Here is a 21,901-nt window from a genome sequence, read left to right on the forward strand (position 1 = left end):
TTATTGTTTTTTAGAACCTAACTTTTCAAGTATAAAAATTGTAGAAAAACCTACAATCATTAAAACAATGGCAATTGCTAATTTAGGATCTCCATCAAAGTTAAAAGGAGATATGCTTTCTTCTAATAAAGGAATTTGTTCTCCTTTAGAGTTTGTTCTCCATGTTAGCACTTTTTTCCAAGGCCAAATTTTGTTTAAAGACCCAAAAATAAAACCAGTAAGAATAGCTAATGTGATATTGTGGTAGTTTTTGAACAACCATTTTAAAACGCGACTAAAACTCAATAAACCAACAACTGCACCAACAGCAAAAATTAGTATTTTTTTTATGTCAAAGTCATGCAAAGCATCACTTAAAGTTTTATAAGCACCAAGAATAACAAGAATGAATGAACCCGAAATACCTGGTAAAATCATAGCGCAAATAGCAATAGCTCCAGCAAAAAATAAAAACAAAGGATTGTCATTATTAGCCATTGAAGGTAGTGTTGTAATGTAATAAGCGATTAAGGCTCCAGCTATTAGAGAAATAATAACTGCTAAATTCCATTTTTGTATTTGCTTACCTACAAAGAAGATACTAGCTACAATTAACCCAAAAAAGAACGACCAAATTAAAATAGGATGATTTTCAATAAGGTATTTGGCTAATCGCATAAAGGACACAAAACTAATAACAATACCAGTTAATAGTGCCACCAAAAAGTTACCGTTAAGCTGATTCCAAAAGGCTTTAAAACCTTCTTTCCTAAGAGTTGTAATTAAAGATAAGTTAACGTTGCTAATTGTGGTAATTAGTTCTTCGTAAATACCAGAAATAAAGGCTATTGTTCCGCCAGAAACTCCAGGAACTGCATCTGCTGCTCCCATGGCAATACCTTTAAGTGAAAGGATGAAATAATCTAAAAAGCGTCTTTGCATTTGTTATTTTAAAAATAAGAAACGTAAAGGTATGGAATTTTCGCTTTAAGCCTTTTTAGAATTTGAAATAATCTCTTTTACAGAAATTTTATTATAAACTTTTGGGAAAAGTTCTTCTAGTATGTAATAAAACTCATCGTCTAGCAACAAGCCATTTTTTAAATGGTAATGCGCTTTTTCTGATTCGTGTAATGTAAAATATAAACCAGCTAATCTAAACTCAATTTCAGGTGTTTCAGGATAGAATTCTGCAGCTTGAATTAAGTTGTAAATTGAAGCTTCAAACTCACCTAAACTGATTAGAATATCAGACCTAGATAACCAAGTTTGAAGTTCATAATTTCCAAGTTCTAATGTTTTTTTGTAGCCTCTTTCAGCTTCTTCCAAAAAGTTTAACTGATGATTGATTTGCGCATACAATTTCCAGTAAATTACATTTTCACAATCAATATTTATTGCTTTGTTGATGTAATAAAGCGCCTTTTGGAAATTTCGTTTCTTATTATAAAACTTAGTAATGGCAATCCATCCTTTATCTAAAAGCGGATCTTCGTGTACAGTTTTATAAAAATATTGAACCGCTAAGTCGTCATTGCCTAATTTTTCATAACAATGACCAATTCTTAACAGTGCAAATGATGTAGGCTCGTCAAGTGCTAAGGTTATTTTATAATTTTCAATAGCATTATTGTACTGTTGTTGCTTTTCTAAAACTTTTCCTTTTTCAAGATAAGCACCTACAAAAGTGTCGTCTGAAATAATAGCAAAGTCAAATGCTGCTAATGCTTTTTTATAGTCTTTAATTGCAAAGTATTGTTTTCCTAATTGATGCCATGCAACTTCGCAATAAGGATTGCTGTCTAAATATTGAGTTAAGAAGTTGATAGCTTCTTCGTTTTGGTCAAGAAAGTCAAAACAGTAAATAATATTATACAAAGCAGAGTAATCGTGCATGTCTAATTCAAGACACTTGATAAAATACTCTTTTGCTTCTTCAAACTTATCTAAAAACAGGTATTCCATACCAATGAGTGCGTATAAATCGGAATCATCCTCGTCATTATTACTCAGTTTTAAAGCAATCTTTAACGTGTTGATTGCCATTTCGTGTTCATCTCTTTTAGAGAGAACATTTGCTTTTTGAACATAAATTTCTTCGTTAGAAGGTTCTATTTCATAAAGTTCATCAAGAATTTTATCGGCATGTTCTAGCTTGTTTTCAATAACATAAATCTCAACCTGAAAAAGTTTAAGGTTAACTGACGTTGGATGTTGCTCTAACCCTAATTTGATGGCTTTTTTTGCGAGGGCAATTTTACCAATTTCCAGATAGTGCTGGATTATGTTTTCAAACTCATTTGAATCAAAAAACAACACATTGTTGGTTTTTAGCATTGACTCAAATCTTGTAAGCGATAAGTTGTTTTCGTCACTGCGACTGAACTCCATAGGCAGGTATAATTGTTACTTGTAATAAATTTACTGTTCTATTGGCGCAATTGAAGTTTTTGCGATGAATGTTTTTAACAAATTAATTAACAGGTGAATTTTTATTTTATATAAATGGGTTTTATTTGCTTTGTATCAGTGTTTTAGGTGGTGTTTTTAGAGCAAATAAGATTAAGAAATTGAGTCTAAAACTTTAAGTATTATGTCACAACCTTTAATAATTTCTTCGTTTGAAATGGTTAATGGAGGCGTAATCCTGATGGCTTTTGGCTCAAAAAGTAACCAAAAAAGTATTAATCCTTCGTCTTGACACTTTAAAATAACTTCATTTGTTATGTCTGCAGAAGGTGTCATTGCAGCTAGCATTAATCCTTTTCCTCTTATTTCTTTTATTAAAGGATGTTTTAGTTTTTTACGTATTAATTGCTCTTTTTCTAAAGCTTCAGTCATTACATTACTTTCAATAATTTCTGTTACTGTAGCTAAAGCTGAGGCTGCAATTACAGGATGCCCTCCAAATGTAGTGATGTGTCCTAGTTTTGGGTTTTCAGTTAAATTAGACATCATGTCTTTAGAAGCTGTAAATGCACCAATAGGCATTCCACCACCAAGGCCTTTACCTGTAACCAAAATATCAGGAACACAGTTGTAGTGTTCAAAACCAAATAGTTTTCCTGTTCTGCCAAAACCAGGTTGGATTTCGTCTAAGATTAAAACAGCACCAACAGCTTTACATTTCGCTTTCACCTTTTGTAAGTAATCATTGGTAGGCTCAATAAAACCTGCACCTCCTTGTATGGTTTCTAAAATTACTGCTGCAGTTTTTGTGGTAATTGTATTGATGTCAACTTCGTTATTGAATTCAATAAAATGGACATCAGGTAGTAAAGGTCTAAAGGCTTGCTTGCGTTCTTCGTAACCCATAACACTCATGGAGCCCATAGTATTACCATGATAAGCATGTTTTGCAGCAATTATTTGACTTCTACCTGTAAAACGTTTGGCTAGTTTTAAAGCGCCTTCAATAGCTTCGGTACCAGAGTTTGTTAAATACGTTGTTTCAAGAGACTTGGGTAAATGCTTAGCTAAAAGTTTAGCGAGTTCTACTGCTGGTTCTTGAATGTATTCACCATAAACCATAACATGCATATACTTATCCAATTGATTTTTTATGGCGTTAACAACTTTTGGGTAATTGTGACCTAAGCTATTTGCAGAAACACCAGCTACAAAATCTAAATATGCTTTATTGTTTGAATCATAAATATAACTACCATTAGCATGAGAAATTTCCATAGCTAAAGGATGTGGACTCGTTTGCGCTTGGTATGTAAAAAAATCTGATTTCATGTTATTGCTTATCCTTTTTAGGCTTAACCACCTTTTTTAGAGGTGTGTTTTGAGCTTTAATGGAATCTCTTTTTTGCAATACTTGTTTAGGAATATTACGAGCAGCTTTGTTTACTTTTTTAGGGTCTTCGCTTTCAGCTTCTTCAACTCGGTCTAACAATGCTTCATCAAAAAACTCTTCTTCAGGAACAAACTCTCCTAGTCCTTTTATGATAGGAAGTTCTAGTGGAGGATCGTCTTTAAAAAGATCTTCAACACTAGTTGGACGTTCTTCTTCTCGCCAATCAAAACCTCTAAGTCGTCTAGCGTTTTCAGGGAATTGAGATTCAGGAAATAAGTCTCCATCAACCTGATTTATTAGTCTAATTTCATTAATGGTGTTATCTGTAATTTGAATGTTGATACTACCAGACTTAGACTTGTTTATTCCAATGAGTTCATTTTCTCCATCTCTAGAGAAATAGATGATTTCAGCATTTTTTATGATATCAACATTATATAATTCGTTGTTTTTAAACAAGCCATATAGTTTTTGACCCTTAATTTGATTAAATCCAGTGCCTAAAGTGTCTTTACTTATTAAAAAGGCATTGTCAAATACTTTTAAAGAGTCTAGTTCTTCGGTTTCAGTGTTTGAAATTAAGTGAATAGTGTCTCCACTCATTTGATTACCTAAGTTCCATAATATAGGTTTGCGCTTAGTAGCAAAAGCATCGGTTGATGAAAAGCGTGATAAATTGATAAGCTCGGTCAATCCTGTTTTATGGTCAGCATGAATAGAATCTGCTTTTCCACTTAAATCGCTTTTGTAAATTTTGGCATTGTAATAAGCTCTTGTAATTCGATGTTCGGGTTTACCAGTAACCATAAGCGTATCACTGTGTATGTAAATGGAATCGTTTTCTTGTACTGTAATAGCTAAAGCGCGTTTGGTGATGAACACAGAGTCTTTTTCTCTAAATACTTCGGCATAATGTCCTTTAATGATACTTTTATTTGTGGTATCTGTAACTTTTATGTTATTGGTTGCAGAAGCAAAACTTCGGTTTCGATCAAAGAACATACTATCACCTTCAAAAATTCGATTTTCATAATCTATTCTTGATTTTTTTACGAAATAACCAACATCGTTATTGGTGTCATAAAATCCTCTTTCGCAATAAATGTTTGAAGCTTCGCCTTTAATAGTTGTTGGACCATAAAGGTAAGCGTAACCACTTTCAGAATAAAAATCTAATTGGTTGGAATTAATTGTATAATCAGGATTAACCAATACCACGTCTTTTAAAAAACGGTATTTTTTGCTGTCCATATAATAACGACCAATTTGACTAGTAATAGTACCAGATGAGTCTCTAACCACTTTTCCTTTGCTCTTATAATAAGCTTGTTGTTTTGCTCTGTCAAAAAAGAGCGTGTCAGTTGTTAAAGTAGATTGCGGTTCGGTAAGTACAACGTCTCCACTGGCAAAAGCTAGTTTTGTAGTTCCGCTATATTCAACATACTTAGCAGTCATGTTTATAGTATCTCCTTGCTGCATTCTTACATTACTGAATGCCTCAATAAAGTTTTCGTTCTTATAATATATGGCTTTATCACACCACATGTTTACACCATCATGAGTGACATGAATTTGTTGCTGGTCATTTCTTACAAAGGTTGCAATGTCTTTACCAACAGTAGAATCAGCAACCATAAAACCAGCATGCTCAATTTGTATTCTTTTACCTTCTTGAGCATAACTTTTAGTGACTACAAAAAGTATAAGTATAGTGTAATAGAGTAGGTTGTGTATTTTCAAGATAAAATTAATTTTTTTCAAAAATAACTATATTCTAAAGGCTTTCGTATGTGTTAACACATTTTTTAACAGAAAAAAGCCTGCTTAAAAATAATGAGCAGGCTTAGTATTTAGGTTTGTAAATTACTTTCTTACAATGGTTTGTTTTCTATCAGGTCCTACCGAAACAATTGTGATAGGAAGTTCAAGTTCTTTTTCTAAGAAAGCGATGTAATCATTAAGTTGTTTTGGCATTTGAGAAGCTTCAGTCATTTCTGTTAAGTCTTCATTCCAACCGTCAAACTCTGTGTATACAGGCGTTACATTTTTCTCTTCAATATTAAACGGTAAGTGATGTATGGTTTCACCTTTATAGTTATAAGCAGTACATACCTTTAACGATTTGAATCCAGAAAGTACATCACCTTTCATCATGATAAGTTGCGTAACACCATTTACTTGACATGCATAGCGTAATGCTACCAAATCTAACCATCCGCAACGACGTGGACGACCAGTTGTTGCTCCAAACTCATGACCAACTTTAGCCATAGTTTCTCCATCTTGATCAAATAATTCAGTAGGGAATGGTCCAGAACCAACACGAGTAGTGTAAGCTTTAAAAATGCCATACACTTCGCCAATTTTATTAGGAGCAATTCCAAGTCCAGTACAAGCACCTGCAGCTGTAGTGTTACTAGAAGTTACAAATGGATAGGTTCCAAAATCGATATCTAAAAGCGAACCTTGAGCACCTTCGGCTAAAATGGATTTATCCGATTTTTGTGCTTGGTGTAAGTATTCTTCAGAATCTATAAATTGAAGTGTTTTTAAGGTTTCTATAGCATCAAAAAATTCAGCTTCAAGTTCTTTTAAATCGTACTGAATGTCAACATTATAAAATGCTATCATAGCTTCATGCTTATCTGCAAGAGCTCTATATTTTTCTTTCCAATCGGCAAGTTCTATATCACCAACTCTTATACCATTTCTCCCAGTTTTGTCCATATAAGTTGGACCAATACCTTTAAGGGTTGAACCTATCTTAGCTTTTCCTTTTGAAGCTTCGCTTGCGGCATCTAATAAACGATGCGTAGGCAGTATAATATGAGCTTTTCTAGAAATAAGAAGTGATGCTTTGTAGTCCACATCTTGTTCTGCTAATTTATCAAGCTCTTTTTTGAAGATTACAGGGTCAATAACTACACCATTTCCAACTACATTTGCAGTATCGTTATGAAAAATACCAGAAGGTATTGTGTGTAATACATGTTTTTTACCATTAAATACCAATGTATGTCCAGCATTTGGACCACCTTGAAATCTTGCAATAATATCGTATTTGGAGGTGAGAACATCAACAATTTTTCCTTTGCCTTCGTCTCCCCATTGTAAACCTAGTAGTAAATCTACTGCCATTATAATTTAGTTAGTGTTATTTGTTTTTAGTTCCGTAAAAATAAAGTGAGTGATTGTTGATATTTATATCAAAAACTTCTTCGATGGTTTTTTTGATAGATTGAATTCTTGGGTCGCAAAATTCAATAACCTCACCAGTGTCAGTTAAAATAACATGATCGTGTTGTTTGTCGAAGTAAGATTTTTCATAATGTGCTTGGTTTTGACCAAATTGGTGTTTTCTTACCAAGCCACACTCTAAAAGGATTTCTATAGTATTGTATAGTGTAGCACGACTTACACGATAGTTTTTATTTTTCATTTTGATGTATAGAGATTCAATATCAAAATGTTCTTCACTATCGTAAATTTCCTGAAGTATAGCATAACGCTCAGGAGTTTTTCTGTGTCCTTTTTCTTCTAAGAAAGCCGTAAAAACGTTCTTTACGATTTCTTGATTACTTTGTTCTGTCTTTACACTCATAATAAGTTGCAAATTTACACATTTTTTACACTCTAGTAACTTTATCTATACCATTAATTTTTTTAAGGTTATCCATAAGTTTTTTTAACATGGAGTTGTTTTTAACTACAACGTTGATTTTTCCTGTGAAAACACCATCGTCACTTTGAAAACTAATACTCTTCATGTTAACGTGCATATTTGAAGAAATAATTTTTGTAATGTTGTTTACCAACCCTAAATTATCAATACCAGATAATTTTATTTGAGCTGAAAATTCTTGTTGCGAAGAATCTATCCATTTTGCCTGAATAATTCTGTAGGCATAATTAGATTGTAAACTCAAGGCATTTGGGCAATTCTTTTTATGGATTTTTATACCTTCATTAATAGTTAAAAATCCAAATACAGGATCTCCAGGAATAGGATTACAACAGTTAGCTAACTTATAATCTAGTTTTTCTTCTTCTTTACCAAAAACTAATAAATCATACTTTGAGGTAATCTCATCTTTTTCTAATTCTTCCTTAGAAATGTTTTGCCTTCTAGAGATTTTATTTTTGATAAAGCTAACTAAAGCATTGCTTCTAGATGAAGCAAAGTCCTTAAGCATACTATTGTCAATAGTGCCAATGCCAACACGATAAAATAAGTCTAAGCTTGTTTTTAGCTTAAAGTAAACAACCATGTCGTTTACAGCCTTTTCATCAAGGTTTATTTTAAGCTGTTTTAGTTTTCGTTTTAAAATCTCTTTACCGTCTTCAGCAATTGTTTTTTTCTCGTCTTTTAACGACCCTTTAATTTTGCTTCGTGCTCTTGCAGTAGTAGCATAGTCTAACCAGTTGGAGTTAGGTTTGGCATTTTCGGAAGTTAAAATTTCAACTTGGTCACCACTTTGCAATTCTTGACTCAAAGGCACCAGTTTGCCATTTACTTTAGCTCCTCTTGTTTTCATACCTATTTCGGTATGGATACTAAAGGCAAAATCTAAAGGTGTTGCGCCTTTTGGTAACGATTTTAAATCTCCTTTAGGCGAGAAGACATAAATTTCTTTTGAATATAGGTTGAGCTTAAACTGTTCAACAAAATCAACAGCATTGGTTTCGTTAGTTTCTAATGCTTCTTGTAGTTTATTTATCCAGGTGTCTAGAGCATCTTCGGTATTACCTTGTTTGTATTTGTAGTGTGCAGCATAGCCTTTTTCGGCGATTTCGTTCATGCGCTCACTACGAATTTGAACTTCTACCCAACGTCCTTTAGGTCCCATAACCGTTATATGCAACGCTTCGTAACCAGTAGATTTTGGAGAGGATATCCAATCTCTTAATCGTGTTGGGTTGGGTGTGAAGTGGTCTGTGACTATAGAGTAGATTTTCCAAGCTAGGAATTTTTCGTTAGCGACATCTGACTTGTAAATGATACGAACAGCAAATTTGTCATATACTTCATCAAAGGTGACGCCTTGTTTTATCATTTTTCTACGAATAGAATAAATAGATTTTGGTCGACCTTTAATGTCGTAATTTAAGCCTTCAGTATCTAAAGCATCTTTAATGGTTTTAGAAAAGGTTTCAATGTATTTGTCTTGCTCTTCTTTACTTTCCTTTATTTTATCATGAATGTCTTGATAAACTTCAGGCTCGGTATATTTTAAACCAAGGTCTTCTAGTTCGGTTTTTATATTGTAAAGCCCAATTCTATGTGCTAATGGTGCATAAATATACAGTGTTTCAGAAGCTATTTTTTCCTGTTTATCACGTCTCATCGCATCCATGGTTTGCATGTTATGAAGACGGTCGGCTATTTTGATAATGATAACTCTAATGTCGTCATTGAGTGTCAATAGCATTTTACGGAAGTTTTCCGCTTGGGTGGAAACATCGGTTTCTTTACTTAGTGACGAAATTTTAGTAAGTCCGTCAACAATACGAGCAACAGTTTCTCCAAATAATTGTTCGATGTCATTTTTGGTGTAATCCTCATTGTCTTCAACAACATCATGGAGCAGAGCAGCAGCAATAGAGATAGCATCCAAGCCTATTTCTGAAGCGACAATTTTTGCTACAGCTATAGGATGAAAAATATAGGCTTCACCAGATTTTCTACGTTGATCTTTGTGCGCATCAACAGCTACATCAAACGCATGACGGATTAATTTTTTATCGTCATTAGTTAATGTCTGGTAACTTACTTTAAGGAGTTCTTTGTAAGCTTTAGCAATGGCTGCATTTTCTTTTTCTATCTCAACTTCTGTCATAAAACTAAAGTACGCATTAGAAATTTAATGTGCAATTGCTTTTTATGGTTTTATTTAATGGAAAAGAGCCTATTTACTAACTATGATTTTCTTGTACACTGTTTTGTTTTTTAAACTAAACTTAATAAAATAAATAGAGTTGTTTAGGTCAACGTTTAAGAATTTTCCACTGTAGTTTTTTCTAAAAAAAACTGTTTTACCTTCAGTGTTTATAATTGAAATAGAGTCAGCTTTTAGATGATTGCTAAATACTATTGTATTTGATTTTACAGGATTTATAACTGATAGTTTATTTAAATCTAAATCTGATAGACTTAAGGAGTTTGAACAAGAATCAGAAATTGAATTTTGGTTTTCTAAAATAGATTGAGGAGACATGTCTTTTCCTGAAAACCCAATAAAGTTAACTGGATATTTTTCAAATCGAAAACAATTGTTACCAGCTGTTGCATCCTCAAATTGATTAAAAACATTCGAGTTTGGGCCTGTTGGGTTTCTATACGTCCATAGTACATTACCGCTTTTAGTGACTTCGGAAACCTGACCAAGACTAGTTTCAGTTATAATAAAGTTTCCATTTGGTAATGAATGTGCTCCTGATTTTTTTGTTTCAAGTAGCATGTTATTTAAGATTTCACCATTCCATGACCAATCATAGTCTAAGGGTTTAAACTTGCTGTTTTCTTTAGTGTATGAGTCATTAATAAATTCAGGATTTAACAAATGTACTGAACTATATGTGCTTGTTCCATCTCCACCATTATTAAAAACTGATATTTTACCCTCATCTAAATAACCAGATTCTACCCATTTAGCATCATGTTGAACAAATAGCTTTTGGTCCATCTCGTTTCCTTGTTTGTATACTCTTGGGTTACCCCATCTCCAGAGTATATCTCCTCCCATATTTGAGTTTCCTCCTGTGTGTTCTGATGCCTCAAGAGTAGTTGTACTATGGTCAATAATGAAAATTTCATTTAGATTCCTTGAAGATATTAGAATTTGGTCTAATTCAGAATTATAGTCAATACCATTCAAATGAATGTAATCTACACTTTGGTTGCTAATATTTGGGTCAATATAATTTAAGTCAATAAGTTCAGGATGGTCAGCTACAACACCATAGTTAGGTTTACTTGCGTCGTAATCTTGAATTAGGTGATCAATAAATTTCCATTCCCAAACAACATTTACCGAATTAGTCCCAATAGGTTGGATTTCTATTATTTTATCCAATTTATGATTAGCACCAACTAAAGAAGGGTTTTTTCCTTGGGCAATTATATCATTAGTGCTATAATTATCTCCAACAATACATAAAATATTACCATTAGGTAGAGGTTCAATATCATGGTGTTGGTTTAAGCCCAATTCTGAAACTGAATATGACCAAAGTAAGTTATTATTCCAAGCTCTAATTTCAATATAGTTTTTTCCTGCACGTAATAAATTTCCATTTTGAAGTATATAGCAAGTCAGTCCGGGTTTTTCTGTAAAATCCCAAGAATTAATGACTTCACCACAATTATTAATTAAATACACGCTATTATTAGATTCAGGAGTAAAAAGAGTATAGCCTTCAGTTGCTGTTTCATCATACTGTAACAAGCCAATTGTTGGCTCTTGAGAGAAACAAGTAATACTTATTGTTATAAGTATGATAGTTGTAAATTGCTGAAGTAGAGTTTTTTTCATGTTTTTTTTACTATTGTAAACAATCTTGTTGTCTGTTATAAGTTTAAATTTCGCATACGTTGTAACAGTGTTGGATGTGAATAATGCACAAAAACGTAAGCTTTGTGAGGTGTTAAATTGCTAAGGCTGTTTTTGTTTAGTTTTTTTAAAGCTGTGATAAGCGGTTGCGCTTTATAAGTGTTTTTTGCGTAATCATCAGCTTGATATTCAAACTTTCTAGACAGCCAATTCATTACCAATCCTGTGATTTCAGAAATAGGAGCGTAGAGTAGTCCAAAAGCAACTAAACCAACATGAAAACTGTGTGTGCTTACGCCTAAGGCATTAGAAAGTAATGGGTTGGTTATAAAAATGGAAAGCACATACAAGGTAAGTCCTGTAAGTAATACTGAAGCTACTAAGTTGTAAATAATGTGTTTTCTTTTGTAATGACCTACTTCGTGAGCTAAGACTGCTACAATTTCCTCTTCTTCCAAATCATTGATTAAGGTATCATATAGTGTAACTCTTTTTTCATTTCCAAAACCCGAAAAGTAAGCGTTTGCTTTTGTGCTACGTTTTGAACCGTCAATCACAAATATTTTTTCAAGATTAAACCCAACTGATTGAGCGTATTCTGAAATTTTATGACGTAAAGAGCTTTCTTCTAAAGGAGTTTGTTTGTTGAATAGTGGTACAATAAGCTTAGCGTAGAACATATTCATAAATACCGAGAATATCGTTATGATAGCCCAAGCGTATAACCAAAAATGTTGTTGGGTAAGTTGAAATATGTAAATGATGAGAGCTAAAATTCCACCACCAATAACAGCCATCATTAATAAGCCTTTTACTTTGTCTAGAATAAATGTCTTTATGGTAGTTTTATTGAAGCCAAAACGCTCTTCAATCACAAAAGTCTTATAGTAAGAAAATGGAGTAGATAGGATATCACTTCCAAACATGATTATACCAAAAAACACCAAAGCGATTACAATTGAGTTATCGCTGAAACGTCTTGCTAAAACATCAACATATTCGAAACCACCAAAACAAATAAAAGCCAATGTTAAAGCTATCGAAAAAGTTGAACTCCAAACACCAAACTTATAATTGGTGAGTTTATAGGCTTGCGATTTTTTATATTCAGCGTCATCATAAACATCTTTAAGCTCGTTTGGTATAGCATCGTTAAAATGTTTTGCGTTAAGCGCATCTAGGATTTTATCAATTATAAAATTAACAATGATTATTGCTATTATAATATAAAATAGAGTAGTGGCAGTCATATTTGAAATAATATTATCCGTTTAAAATTCTTTGGCGAACAGCTTCAAAAATAAGTATTCCTGCAGCAACAGACACATTCATAGAGTCAATTTCACCTTGCATAGGAATAATAATGTTATGTGTAGACTCTTGCAACCATTCGTCACTTAATCCAGTCGCTTCAGTACCTACAACTATAGCAGTAGGTAATGTATAATCTTGTGTGTGATAATTTGCAGAAGCTTGTAGTGCAGCACAAAAAATGTTAATGTGATGTTGTTTTAAAAACGAAACGATATCTTTTGTTGAGCCTGTAACCACTTGCTTGGTAAATACACAGCCAACGCTAGAACGAATAATATTAGGATTGTATAAATCGGTTTTTGGGTTTGCAATAATTACAGCATCTACATTGGCAGCATCAGCAGTACGCAATAAAGCACCAATGTTACCAGGTTTTTCAGGAGCTTCGGCTACTAAAATCAAAGGGTTTTCACTTTTAAAGATAATATCATCTAAAAGATGTGATTTTGTTTTGGCAACAGCAATAATCCCTTCGGTTGTGTCTCTATGTGCAATTTTTTGAAATACATCTTTAGAAATTTCAATACGCTTAATGTTTGATGGTATCAATGAAGACAGTTCTTCTTCCGAAATCAATTCAGGATAAAACAAAACGGTATCCACGTCATAATTGCCTTTAAGAGCTAAAGATAATTCTCGTTTTCCTTCAATAAGAAACAATCCAGACTTTTTACGCTCGCGAGATTTGTCTTTTAGCTGAACAAGTTGTTTAATGTAAGGATTTTGTATGCTTGTAATTTCTTTTGTCATAACCAGACAAAAGTAGCCATTTTAGTCGATAATTTTATTGTAACGAATGTCTATTGAATAAAAAAGCGAACCATTTGGTTCGCTTTAAGTTATTCTTGATTTTTGAATTTATTGGAGTAGCGTTTCCACAATTTAGTTTGATGACTTTCTAAACTCACATCGCGACCATCAATAAAAGCGTGTGTTAAAACATTTGTACGCATATCTAATGCATCACCTTCGCTAATAAAAAGTGTAGCACTTTTACCTTCTTCTAAAGAACCATATTGATTATCAATACCTAAAATTTTAGCAGTATTAAGTGTTATCATTTGTAATGCTTGCTCTTTTGTTACGCCATGAGCTACAGCTGTTCCTGCTAAAAACGGAAGATTTCTAGCATTCATACGCTCCATACTACCACTACTTTCTAAAGCAACTGTAACACCTTTGTCTACTAACAATTTTGCTAGTTTATAAGGTAAATCGTAATCGTCATCTTCATTACCTGGTGTTTTATGAAGACGTTGTACCAAAACCGGAATATTGTTTTGTTTCAGTAAATCAGCTACTTTATAAGCTGAATAACCTCCAACAATAACCATGTGTTTAATACCATTTTTGTTTTTGAAGTTGATAACATCAGTAATTCCTTTTTCGTCATCTACATTTACATATAGTTTTTTAGAACCATCAAAAATGCCTTTAAGTGCTTCAAAAGGTAAGTTTGTGATTTTTTTGTCTCCATTGTTATAGGCTTTAGATTGGTCTAAATAATCTTGAAGTTCTTTAACTTGCTTCGAGTAGTTTTCGTTAGGTTTTAAACCAGGGTCTTCTCCACGCCACCAACGACCTCTAGAAAAACTATTAGGCCAATTAACATGAATGCCATCGTCAACTTTTATAGCAGCATCTTCCCAGTTCCAAGCATCAAACTGAACGATAGACGATGTTCCTGAAATAGTACCACCTCTTGGTGTTATTTGTCCTATAAGCACTCCGTTTGGGCGCATACTTTCAACCACTTTAGATTCTGCATTATAGGCAATTAAACTTCTAATGTGTGGTTTGTAAGTTCCAATTTCGGCATCGTCATCAGTTGCTCTAACTGCATCAATTTCTACTAATCCTAAAGTAGTATTAGGCACTATAAATCCTGGATACACATGCTTGCCTTCGGCATTTATAGTTTCCATGTTAGTGATATTGATTTTTACAATTCCAGCATCGGCAACTGTAAGTAATTTACCATCTTTAATTATGATAATACTGTTATCGATAACGTCACCATTACCAATATGAGCTGTAGCTCCTACAATAGCAATGTCTTTAGTTTGCTTTGGAGCAGGTGTTTGTTGTGCTATTGCTGATGAAAAGCATAACACTAATAACACTATAAGGGCTTGTTTAATTTGTTTCATAATACTGTTTTTTTTAGTGTTCATGGTGTTCGTTATCCATAGAATCGCAATGCAAAAATTCTTTTTCTTTTTTCTTAATAGGTTGTGTTTTTAACCCTTTGTTCTTTGCTTGTAACATTAAGTTGATGAGTTCGCTTTTTTCATTTTGAATTTTGCTTCTCATCATTTCATCTCGTTTTAAATCGAAATAGGTAACACCTTCAATAATGGTTTTTTCTGCTTTTGCATATATTGAAAGTGGATGGTCTGTCCATAAAACTACATCAGCATCTTTACCTACTTTAATACTGCCAACTCTATCATCGATATGCAATAATTTAGCAGGATTAAGAGTTACGAATTTCCAAGCTTCTTCTTCACTAACACCACCATATTTTACAGTTTTTGCAGCTTCTTGGTTTAAACGTCGAGACATTTCGCCATCATCACTATTTATAGCGACTGTAACACCTTGGTTGTGCATTATTGCAGCGTTGTAAGGAATGGCATCATTTACTTCATACTTGTATGCCCACCAATCACTAAATGTAGAACCACCAACACCATGTTCTTTCATTTTGTCAGCAAGTTTATAGCCTTCTAAAATGTGTGTAAACGTATTGATGTTGAAATTGAACTTTTCAGCGACTTTCATTAGCATATTTATTTCGCTTTGTACATAAGAATGACAAGAAATAAAGCGCTCTTTATTTAATATTTCAGCAAGTACTTCAAGTTCTATATCCTTACGGTAAGGTTTTCCGCTTTTCTTTAAAGCATCATATTCTTTTGCTCTAGTGAAATAATCTATATAGAGTTGCTCAACTCCCATACGTGTTTGTGGGAATCTTGAATAACTAGACCAGTTAGACTGTTTTACGTTTTCACCTAATGCGAATTTGATAAACTTAGGACTGTTGTCATAAATTAAATTATCGGCAGATTCCCCCCATTTTAGTTTTATAATTGCTGAGCGACCTCCAATTGGGTTGGCCGAACCATGTAAGATTTGTATTGAAGTTACACCTCCAGCAAGATTGCGGTAAATACTTATATCTCCTGGTTCTACAACATCTTCTATAGATACTTCGGCAGAAGAGTTTTGTCCACCTTCGTTTATAGATGCAGCAGCAATATGTGAGTGTTCATCAATAACTCCAGCAGTAAGATGTTTTCCTGTTGCATCAATAACTTTTGCGCTATTGTCTGATAGGTTTTGACCTATTTTGGCAATCTTTCCGTTTTTGATAAGTACATCAGTGTTTTCTAAAATTCCATCAGCTTCATTAGTCCAAACCGTAGCATTTTTAAATAATAATGTTTCGGCTTTTGGTAATTCGGTAAAACCATATGCATTGTTTGGGAATGTTACTGGAAATACCTTTTCAGTGGAGTCTTTAGATTTCTTTTTGTCGTCAGATTTAGTGTCGTCTTCTTTCTTTAACGATTTAGCAAAAAATGACATTTCGTTACCTGTAGGCATTATAGTTGTACCTCTAAGATTGTTGTCGCTGTCAACATTCGCTATAATTCTAACAAATTCTTGTTTTGTAGAATCTTTTGTTGTCATTGAAATAGTAACCCAATTATCACTGTAGCTTGCTTTAGAGCCTAAAGTATTGTTGCCACTGATAATTTCAGATTTCAATTTGCTAAGTTCTCCTTTTAATGACATTTTATAATCTTCACCAGCTAATCTAAACTCATAGTCGCCTCTAATGTCTTTAATAGTCATGTCTTCTATAACATTTTGCTGACCAAGTACCCAGTTTTCATATAATGTGGTTTTTTTATCAAAAATGTTTCCAGAAGTAATTAAGAAGTTAGCGTAAGTTCCATTCTTTAAAGAACCAATAGTATTTTGCTTTCCTAATAATTGAGCAGGAATAGTAGTAAGCGATTCCAAAGCTTTTTCTTCAGAAAGTCCATATTCAATGGCTTTTAATAGGTTGGATTTAAATTCTTTTGGCGATTTTAATGAATGTGTAGTTAACGCAAATTTGATATTGTTTTCAGCTAAAACCTTTGGGTTTGCTGGTTTTTGATTCCATGCTCTCATATCGCTTAGCGATAATCCTGAGGCTAAAAACGGATTTTCAACATCGTAAGCGTCTGGGAAGTTAATTGGGATAATTAACGACGCGTTTGTGTTTTTTACTTCGTTTACACGTTCGTATTCATCACCACCTCCAAGTATAACATATTGTACACCATATTCATCACCAACTTTATCAGCTCTTAATAGATTAGCTCTACTACCTGCAGCAAAAATTTGAATTAAGGATTTATTCTTATTTAGTGCTTCAAGAGATAAATCTTTTGTTTTAGAGTTTCCTTTAGCATACCAATCAGCATCAATATAAAGTTGTCTTAGTAAAGCCATACTTCCCATAATAGAAGAAGGGTAAGACTGTCTTGAAGTCACACTTTTAGAAAACGAGAAGTATTGCGCAGAGTTATCATCTAAAATTCGGTTAGCATTTGTGCCTTCGCTATCAAGTGCTACAAGCATTCCGTTACCTCTAACAATTCCATCTTGTATGTGTGCATTAAGTGTTCCAAAACCTGCTTTAATGTATTCTGAAGCTTTTTTGCTGTCATAACTAAAACGGTCTATTGCTTTGTTTTCAGGCATTACATGGTCGTTCCAGTAATATCCTGACCTGCTAGGTTCGTACTGTGCACTTCGTCCACTTCCTGAGTCTCGTTCAGGGGCTTTGATACCAAAGTCGGAATAGATGTCAATAAAAGAAGGGTAGATGCTCTTTCCAGAAACATTAATGACTTTAGTGTTTTTTGGAATGCTAACAGAGGTTCCTGTAGCAACGACTTTTCCGTCTTTAATTAAAAGTGTCCCGTTTTCAATAACTTGAGTAGGAGTCACATAAATTTTAGCATTTGTAAATGCAGTGTAGTTAGTGTTTGTTGCAACTACACCATCATTTTTTGGAAAATATTCTTGTGCGTAAAAAGAAAAACAGCACAAAAATGTTAAGATAGTGAGATACGGTCTTATCATTATGTAAGTGTTGGTTAAAAAATAGAAAGCTAAAGATAGAAATATTGCCTTTAGTAACGAACTAATACACTTTTTTTAACTTTTTTAGAATGTATTATTTTCAAAATAATTTACTAAAAGTGCAACTACATAACTGTAGCTTTCCATACCATCTATTTGGTTGTTAGCTTTTAGAAATGTATCATAAGTAGATTTAAACAGAGGCTCAGTTGGATTTTGATAATTGTCCCAAAAGTCTCTAACCTCTTGATAGTTTTTTAAAATGCCTTTATTCACTTTAGTAACCAAAGTTTCATACTGTTTAGGATCGCGTCTATAAATTTCGTGTAGGCAATGTCTTAATGCAAACGCATAACCAGAATACTTAAAATAAATATCATCATGATGCATTGCTGCCATACTACCTATAAAATTAGCTTCATTTTCAGCAGCATAACCCAATTGGTGTGCCACTTCGTGACTTGCAGTGGTTGGATATTTAAAAGTTGGAATCAGTCCATCAATTTGTGCTTCATTGGTAAACGGATTTAAATACCCTGAAAAACCCATATAAGTTAGTGGTAAACTATAAATAGAACGTTTAACGCTTTTAGGCTGATAAGCTAAATGAGGAAATTTTTTAGAAAGTTTATCATAGCCTTTAGGGACTTTTTGTAATAATTCTGTTTTACTGTAAGGCATATCAACCTTAATAGTGTCATTATTTGTAATGGCTATATGGACAGTGTTTACAGTGCTTATTAGGCGTTCGGTTGTTGCAATAAGTGCTTCAGTAGTATAGTCTTTTTCTATATTAAGCGCTTTGTGTAGTGGTAGCCTGTAATAATTAAAAGCCCAAAGTAAATGAAATGTAAAATACCCAATAGATACGGCTGATAATACATCTAAAATCCACGCTTTTGTGTCTTTTATTATACGTTTTCTATTTACAAACAACCATCTTAATATATAAACAGTAGCTAAGGTGTATAACACATCACCTATAGAAAAAGGCACCCAACCAAAAGCGTATCGCATCAGTTTTGAGATGTATACATAAAGACCATTGCTGTATAATTGTTCAACAACATCAGGAAAACGTGCTATAATTTTCAAGAATATAATTTGAAGTACAATTGAAAACGCTAGTATGGATTTGAGGTATTTCTGCATAAATCAAAAATAGATAAAAATTATTGTCATTCCGCACTTGATGCGGAATCCATTAATGCAATTTTCTTTATGGAATTCTGAAACAACGTTTCGACTGCGCTCAACGTGACAAATTATAAACACAAAAGAGAACGCTAAATTAAGACAGAATGCAATATTCAATTTGTACCTTTGTAAAACTTAAAGTAAATACTATGAATTCAGAAATAAGACAATTAGAACCAACCCAACTTTGGAACAAGTTTGCAGACCTAAATGCTGTACCAAGACCATCTAAAAAAGAAGAGCGTGTTATCGCGTTTATGAAAGATTTTGGAGAGCAACTCGGTTTAGAAACGATTGTTGATAAGGTAGGTAACGTCATTATAAAAAAGCCTGCAACTGCTGGTATGGAAGACCGAAAAACCATTGTAATGCAATCGCATTTAGATATGGTTCACCAAAAAAATAACGATACCGTTTTTGATTTTGACACACAAGGAATTGAAATGTTTATTGAAGGTGATTGGGTAAAAGCCAAAGGCACAACGCTTGGTGCTGACAACGGACTTGGAGTAGCTACTATAATGGCGATTTTAGAAAGTAAAGATATTGAGCATCCTGCTATTGAAGCCTTATTTACTATTGATGAAGAAACAGGAATGACAGGAGCAATGGGACTTGAAGGTGGTTTATTGCAAGGAGATATACTTTTAAATTTAGATACCGAAGAAGATGACGAAATTGGAGTAGGTTGCGCTGGAGGTGTTGATGTTACTGCTACAAGAACTTATAAAGAAGTAGAAACTCCTGAGTTTAAAACTGGTTTTAAATTAACTGTAAAAGGTTTACAAGGTGGACACTCTGGAATGCAAATCCATGAAGGTTTAGGTAATGCCAATAAAATAATGAACCGTTTATTGTTTGACGGATTTGAAAACTTTGGTTTGAGAATTAGTGAAATTGATGGTGGAAGTTTACGTAATGCAATCCCTCGTGAAAGTGTCGCTACTGTTGTTGTAGATGCGATACATGAAGAAGCGTTTGTTGCCGAAACAGAAGCGTTGGCTCAAGAGATAAAAGCAGAGTATAAAACAATGGAACCAGATTTAACTGTTGTGATTTCTAAAATTGAAACACCAAAATCTATTATGGATTTAGGTGTGCAAGAAGGATTAACAAGAGCTATTTATGCTGCGTTAAATGGTGTGTATCGTATGAGTGCTGATATTCCTGATTTGGTTGAGACTTCAAATAATATTGCACGTGTAATTGTAAAAGAAGGGAATATTAAAATAGGTTGTTTAACGCGTTCTTCGGTAGAAAGTTCTAAATGGGATTTAGCCAATACATTAAGAGCAACATTTGAACTAACAGGTTGTGAAGTTGAATTTAGTGGCGATTATCCTGGTTGGCAGCCTAATATGGACTCTGAAATACTAAAAGTAATGGTGCCATTATATAAAACACTTAATAATGGAGAGGAACCTCATGTTGCTGCTTGTCATGCAGGATTGGAATGTGGTATTTTAGGACAAAACTATCCTGAAATGGACATGATAAGTTTTGGACCCAATATTAAAGGTGCACATTCACCTGATGAGCGTGCTCAAATTTCTTCGGCTCAAAAATACTGGAACTATGTACTAGAAATCTTAAAACAGATTCCGAAAAAATAAATTGAACTCAATAAAAAAATCCATTTTCATCTGAAAATGGATTTTTTTTATTCTTAATATTTAGAAATCTATTCTATTCCTGTCATTTCAGCAATAAACGATAGATTTGATTTTGCAGGAATTGGTCCATAATCACGTTCGCCATAGGCTAAGTGATAAGGAATGTACATATATACTTTATCACCAACACGCATATCAGCAAGGGCTTCTTTCATACCAGCAATAAGTTGTGCATCTGGACTAATTTTCATTGGGAAAGGTTTGTACATATTAGCTTCTTTTCTACGTTCGTCCAACATACCATGACGCTCAGCAACAGCTTCAACATTACTGTCAAATAAACGTCCATCTTCATAATAACCTTCGTAGTTTACGTAAGCTCTTTTACCTTGCGCAGGCTTTTCTCCATCACCTTTGTTAATGTAATATACTCTTAAACCTGAAGCTGTTTCGGTAGCTTTAGTTAGGTATTCATCTAATTGTATTTTTATTTCAGCACCAGCTTCAGCATTTTTAGCTTCTCTAGCTTTCTTTTCTTCTTCTGCTCTTATACGAGCTTGTTCTTTCATGTTTTCTAAATCTTCTTTTACCTTAGGCATTTGCTCTTCAAAAACCTTAGCAGCGTTGAAAGATTTTGCAGCTGATCCTTTTCTGATAATGTTTACTTTGTAAATGTATACATTTTCAAGAGGCTTGTTACCACGTCCAACTTTTACGTTAGAGATTGAATCTTGTACTTCAATACCTTTTACCAATTGTCCAAAAACCGAATGACAGCTAACACCACGTTGGTCGCAAGGTTTAAAGTCACCATTAGCATCAAAAGCGTCTAAGCTTGGGTATGGTACTTCGGTAATAAAAAACTGACTTCCGTTGGTGTCAATTCCTCCACCATTTGCCATTGATAATACACCTGCTTTATCATGTTTTAAGCTTGGGTCAAAATCGGCAACAAATCTGTAACCAGGATCGCCAGATCCAGTAGCAGTATGGTCTCCACCTTGAATCATAAATTTATCCATAACTCTATGAAAAGTCAAACTATCGTAAAATGGTTTTCCTTTAAATTGCTCGCTAACTAAAGGGTGAGTACCTTCGGCTAAAGCCACAAAATTGGCAACAGTAACAGGTACTTTTTCAAAGAATAACTTAGCGACCATAGTGTCTTTTGAAGTCACTATTTCAGCATAAAGACCATCTTCTAAATCTGGATAAAGGTCTTCTTTGCATGAGGTTGCAGTTACTAGTATAAATAAAATAAATAACTGTAGGGCTTTACTAATCAGTTTCATAAAATT

General features: G+C 33.5%; 15 protein-coding genes. 1 reads left to right on the forward strand and 14 read right to left on the reverse strand.

Annotated features, from left to right (window positions below):
* The 13 genes from ABD011_RS07385 to ABD011_RS07445 all read right to left on the reverse strand — a co-directional run bounded on the left by ABD011_RS07385 (position 1) and on the right by ABD011_RS07445 (position 18,945).
* Positions 1–921 (reverse strand): polyprenyl-phosphate transporter, encoded by a 921-nt coding sequence (locus tag ABD011_RS07385; protein ID WP_343797073.1) that lies wholly within the window; start codon positions 919–921, stop codon positions 1–3.
* 45 nt (positions 922–966) lie between these two features.
* Positions 967–2,370 (reverse strand): tetratricopeptide repeat protein, encoded by a 1,404-nt coding sequence (locus ABD011_RS07390; RefSeq protein WP_131507719.1) that lies wholly within the window; start codon positions 2,368–2,370, stop codon positions 967–969.
* A 171-nt stretch (positions 2,371–2,541) separates the two neighbouring features.
* Positions 2,542–3,720, reverse strand: coding sequence for an aspartate aminotransferase family protein (locus tag ABD011_RS07395; protein ID WP_343797076.1), 1,179 nt, complete (start codon positions 3,718–3,720; stop codon positions 2,542–2,544).
* A gap of 1 nt (position 3,721) precedes the next feature.
* Entirely contained in the window at positions 3,722–5,521 is a 1,800-nt protein-coding gene (locus ABD011_RS07400; RefSeq protein ID WP_343797078.1) for an OstA-like protein, read from the reverse strand.
* A gap of 123 nt (positions 5,522–5,644) precedes the next feature.
* Positions 5,645–6,919 (reverse strand): adenylosuccinate synthase, encoded by a 1,275-nt coding sequence (locus ABD011_RS07405; RefSeq protein WP_343797080.1) that lies wholly within the window; start codon positions 6,917–6,919, stop codon positions 5,645–5,647.
* A gap of 16 nt (positions 6,920–6,935) precedes the next feature.
* The gene (locus tag ABD011_RS07410; protein WP_343797082.1) at positions 6,936–7,382 is read right to left on the reverse strand and encodes a Fur family transcriptional regulator; all 447 of its coding nucleotides are present in this window, start codon (positions 7,380–7,382) and stop codon (positions 6,936–6,938) included.
* Between the two features lie 25 nt (positions 7,383–7,407).
* Positions 7,408–9,618: a RelA/SpoT family protein gene (locus tag ABD011_RS07415; protein ID WP_343797084.1), complete on the reverse strand. Its 2,211-nt coding sequence runs from the start codon at positions 9,616–9,618 to the stop codon at positions 7,408–7,410.
* Positions 9,619–9,687: 69 nt separating this feature from the next.
* Positions 9,688–11,313: an aryl-sulfate sulfotransferase gene (locus ABD011_RS07420; RefSeq protein ID WP_343797086.1), complete on the reverse strand. Its 1,626-nt coding sequence runs from the start codon at positions 11,311–11,313 to the stop codon at positions 9,688–9,690.
* 35 nt (positions 11,314–11,348) lie between these two features.
* Positions 11,349–12,581 carry a M48 family metallopeptidase gene (locus tag ABD011_RS07425; RefSeq protein WP_343797088.1) on the reverse strand — a complete coding sequence of 411 codons (1,233 nt, stop codon included), beginning with the start codon at positions 12,579–12,581 and terminating at the stop codon, positions 11,349–11,351.
* 13 nt (positions 12,582–12,594) lie between these two features.
* A complete protein-coding gene (locus ABD011_RS07430) occupies positions 12,595–13,395 on the reverse strand; it encodes a TrmH family RNA methyltransferase (protein WP_343797090.1) in 801 nt (266 codons plus the stop codon).
* An 89-nt stretch (positions 13,396–13,484) separates the two neighbouring features.
* Positions 13,485–14,795 (reverse strand): amidohydrolase family protein, encoded by a 1,311-nt coding sequence (locus tag ABD011_RS07435; protein WP_343797092.1) that lies wholly within the window; start codon positions 14,793–14,795, stop codon positions 13,485–13,487.
* Positions 14,796–14,808: 13 nt separating this feature from the next.
* Positions 14,809–17,793, reverse strand: a complete 2,985-nt coding sequence (locus ABD011_RS07440; protein ID WP_343797095.1) for an amidohydrolase family protein — start codon at positions 17,791–17,793, stop codon at positions 14,809–14,811.
* A gap of 84 nt (positions 17,794–17,877) precedes the next feature.
* Positions 17,878–18,945 carry a DUF3810 domain-containing protein gene (locus tag ABD011_RS07445; protein WP_343797097.1) on the reverse strand — a complete coding sequence of 356 codons (1,068 nt, stop codon included), beginning with the start codon at positions 18,943–18,945 and terminating at the stop codon, positions 17,878–17,880.
* Positions 18,946–19,139: 194 nt separating this feature from the next.
* On the opposite strand from ABD011_RS07445, the gene ABD011_RS07450 reads away from it, so the two are divergent.
* Positions 19,140–20,603, forward strand: coding sequence for an aminoacyl-histidine dipeptidase (locus ABD011_RS07450; RefSeq protein WP_343797099.1), 1,464 nt, complete (start codon positions 19,140–19,142; stop codon positions 20,601–20,603).
* A gap of 68 nt (positions 20,604–20,671) precedes the next feature.
* On the opposite strand, the gene ABD011_RS07455 is transcribed toward ABD011_RS07450, so the two are convergent.
* Positions 20,672–21,895, reverse strand: a complete 1,224-nt coding sequence (locus ABD011_RS07455) for a peptidylprolyl isomerase (RefSeq protein WP_131507699.1) — start codon at positions 21,893–21,895, stop codon at positions 20,672–20,674.
* Positions 21,896–21,901: the final 6 nt, after the last annotated feature.

Origin of the sequence: Gaetbulibacter jejuensis, from assembly GCF_039524015.1 — a bacterium.
Taxonomy (GTDB): domain Bacteria; phylum Bacteroidota; class Bacteroidia; order Flavobacteriales; family Flavobacteriaceae; genus Gaetbulibacter_B; species Gaetbulibacter_B jejuensis.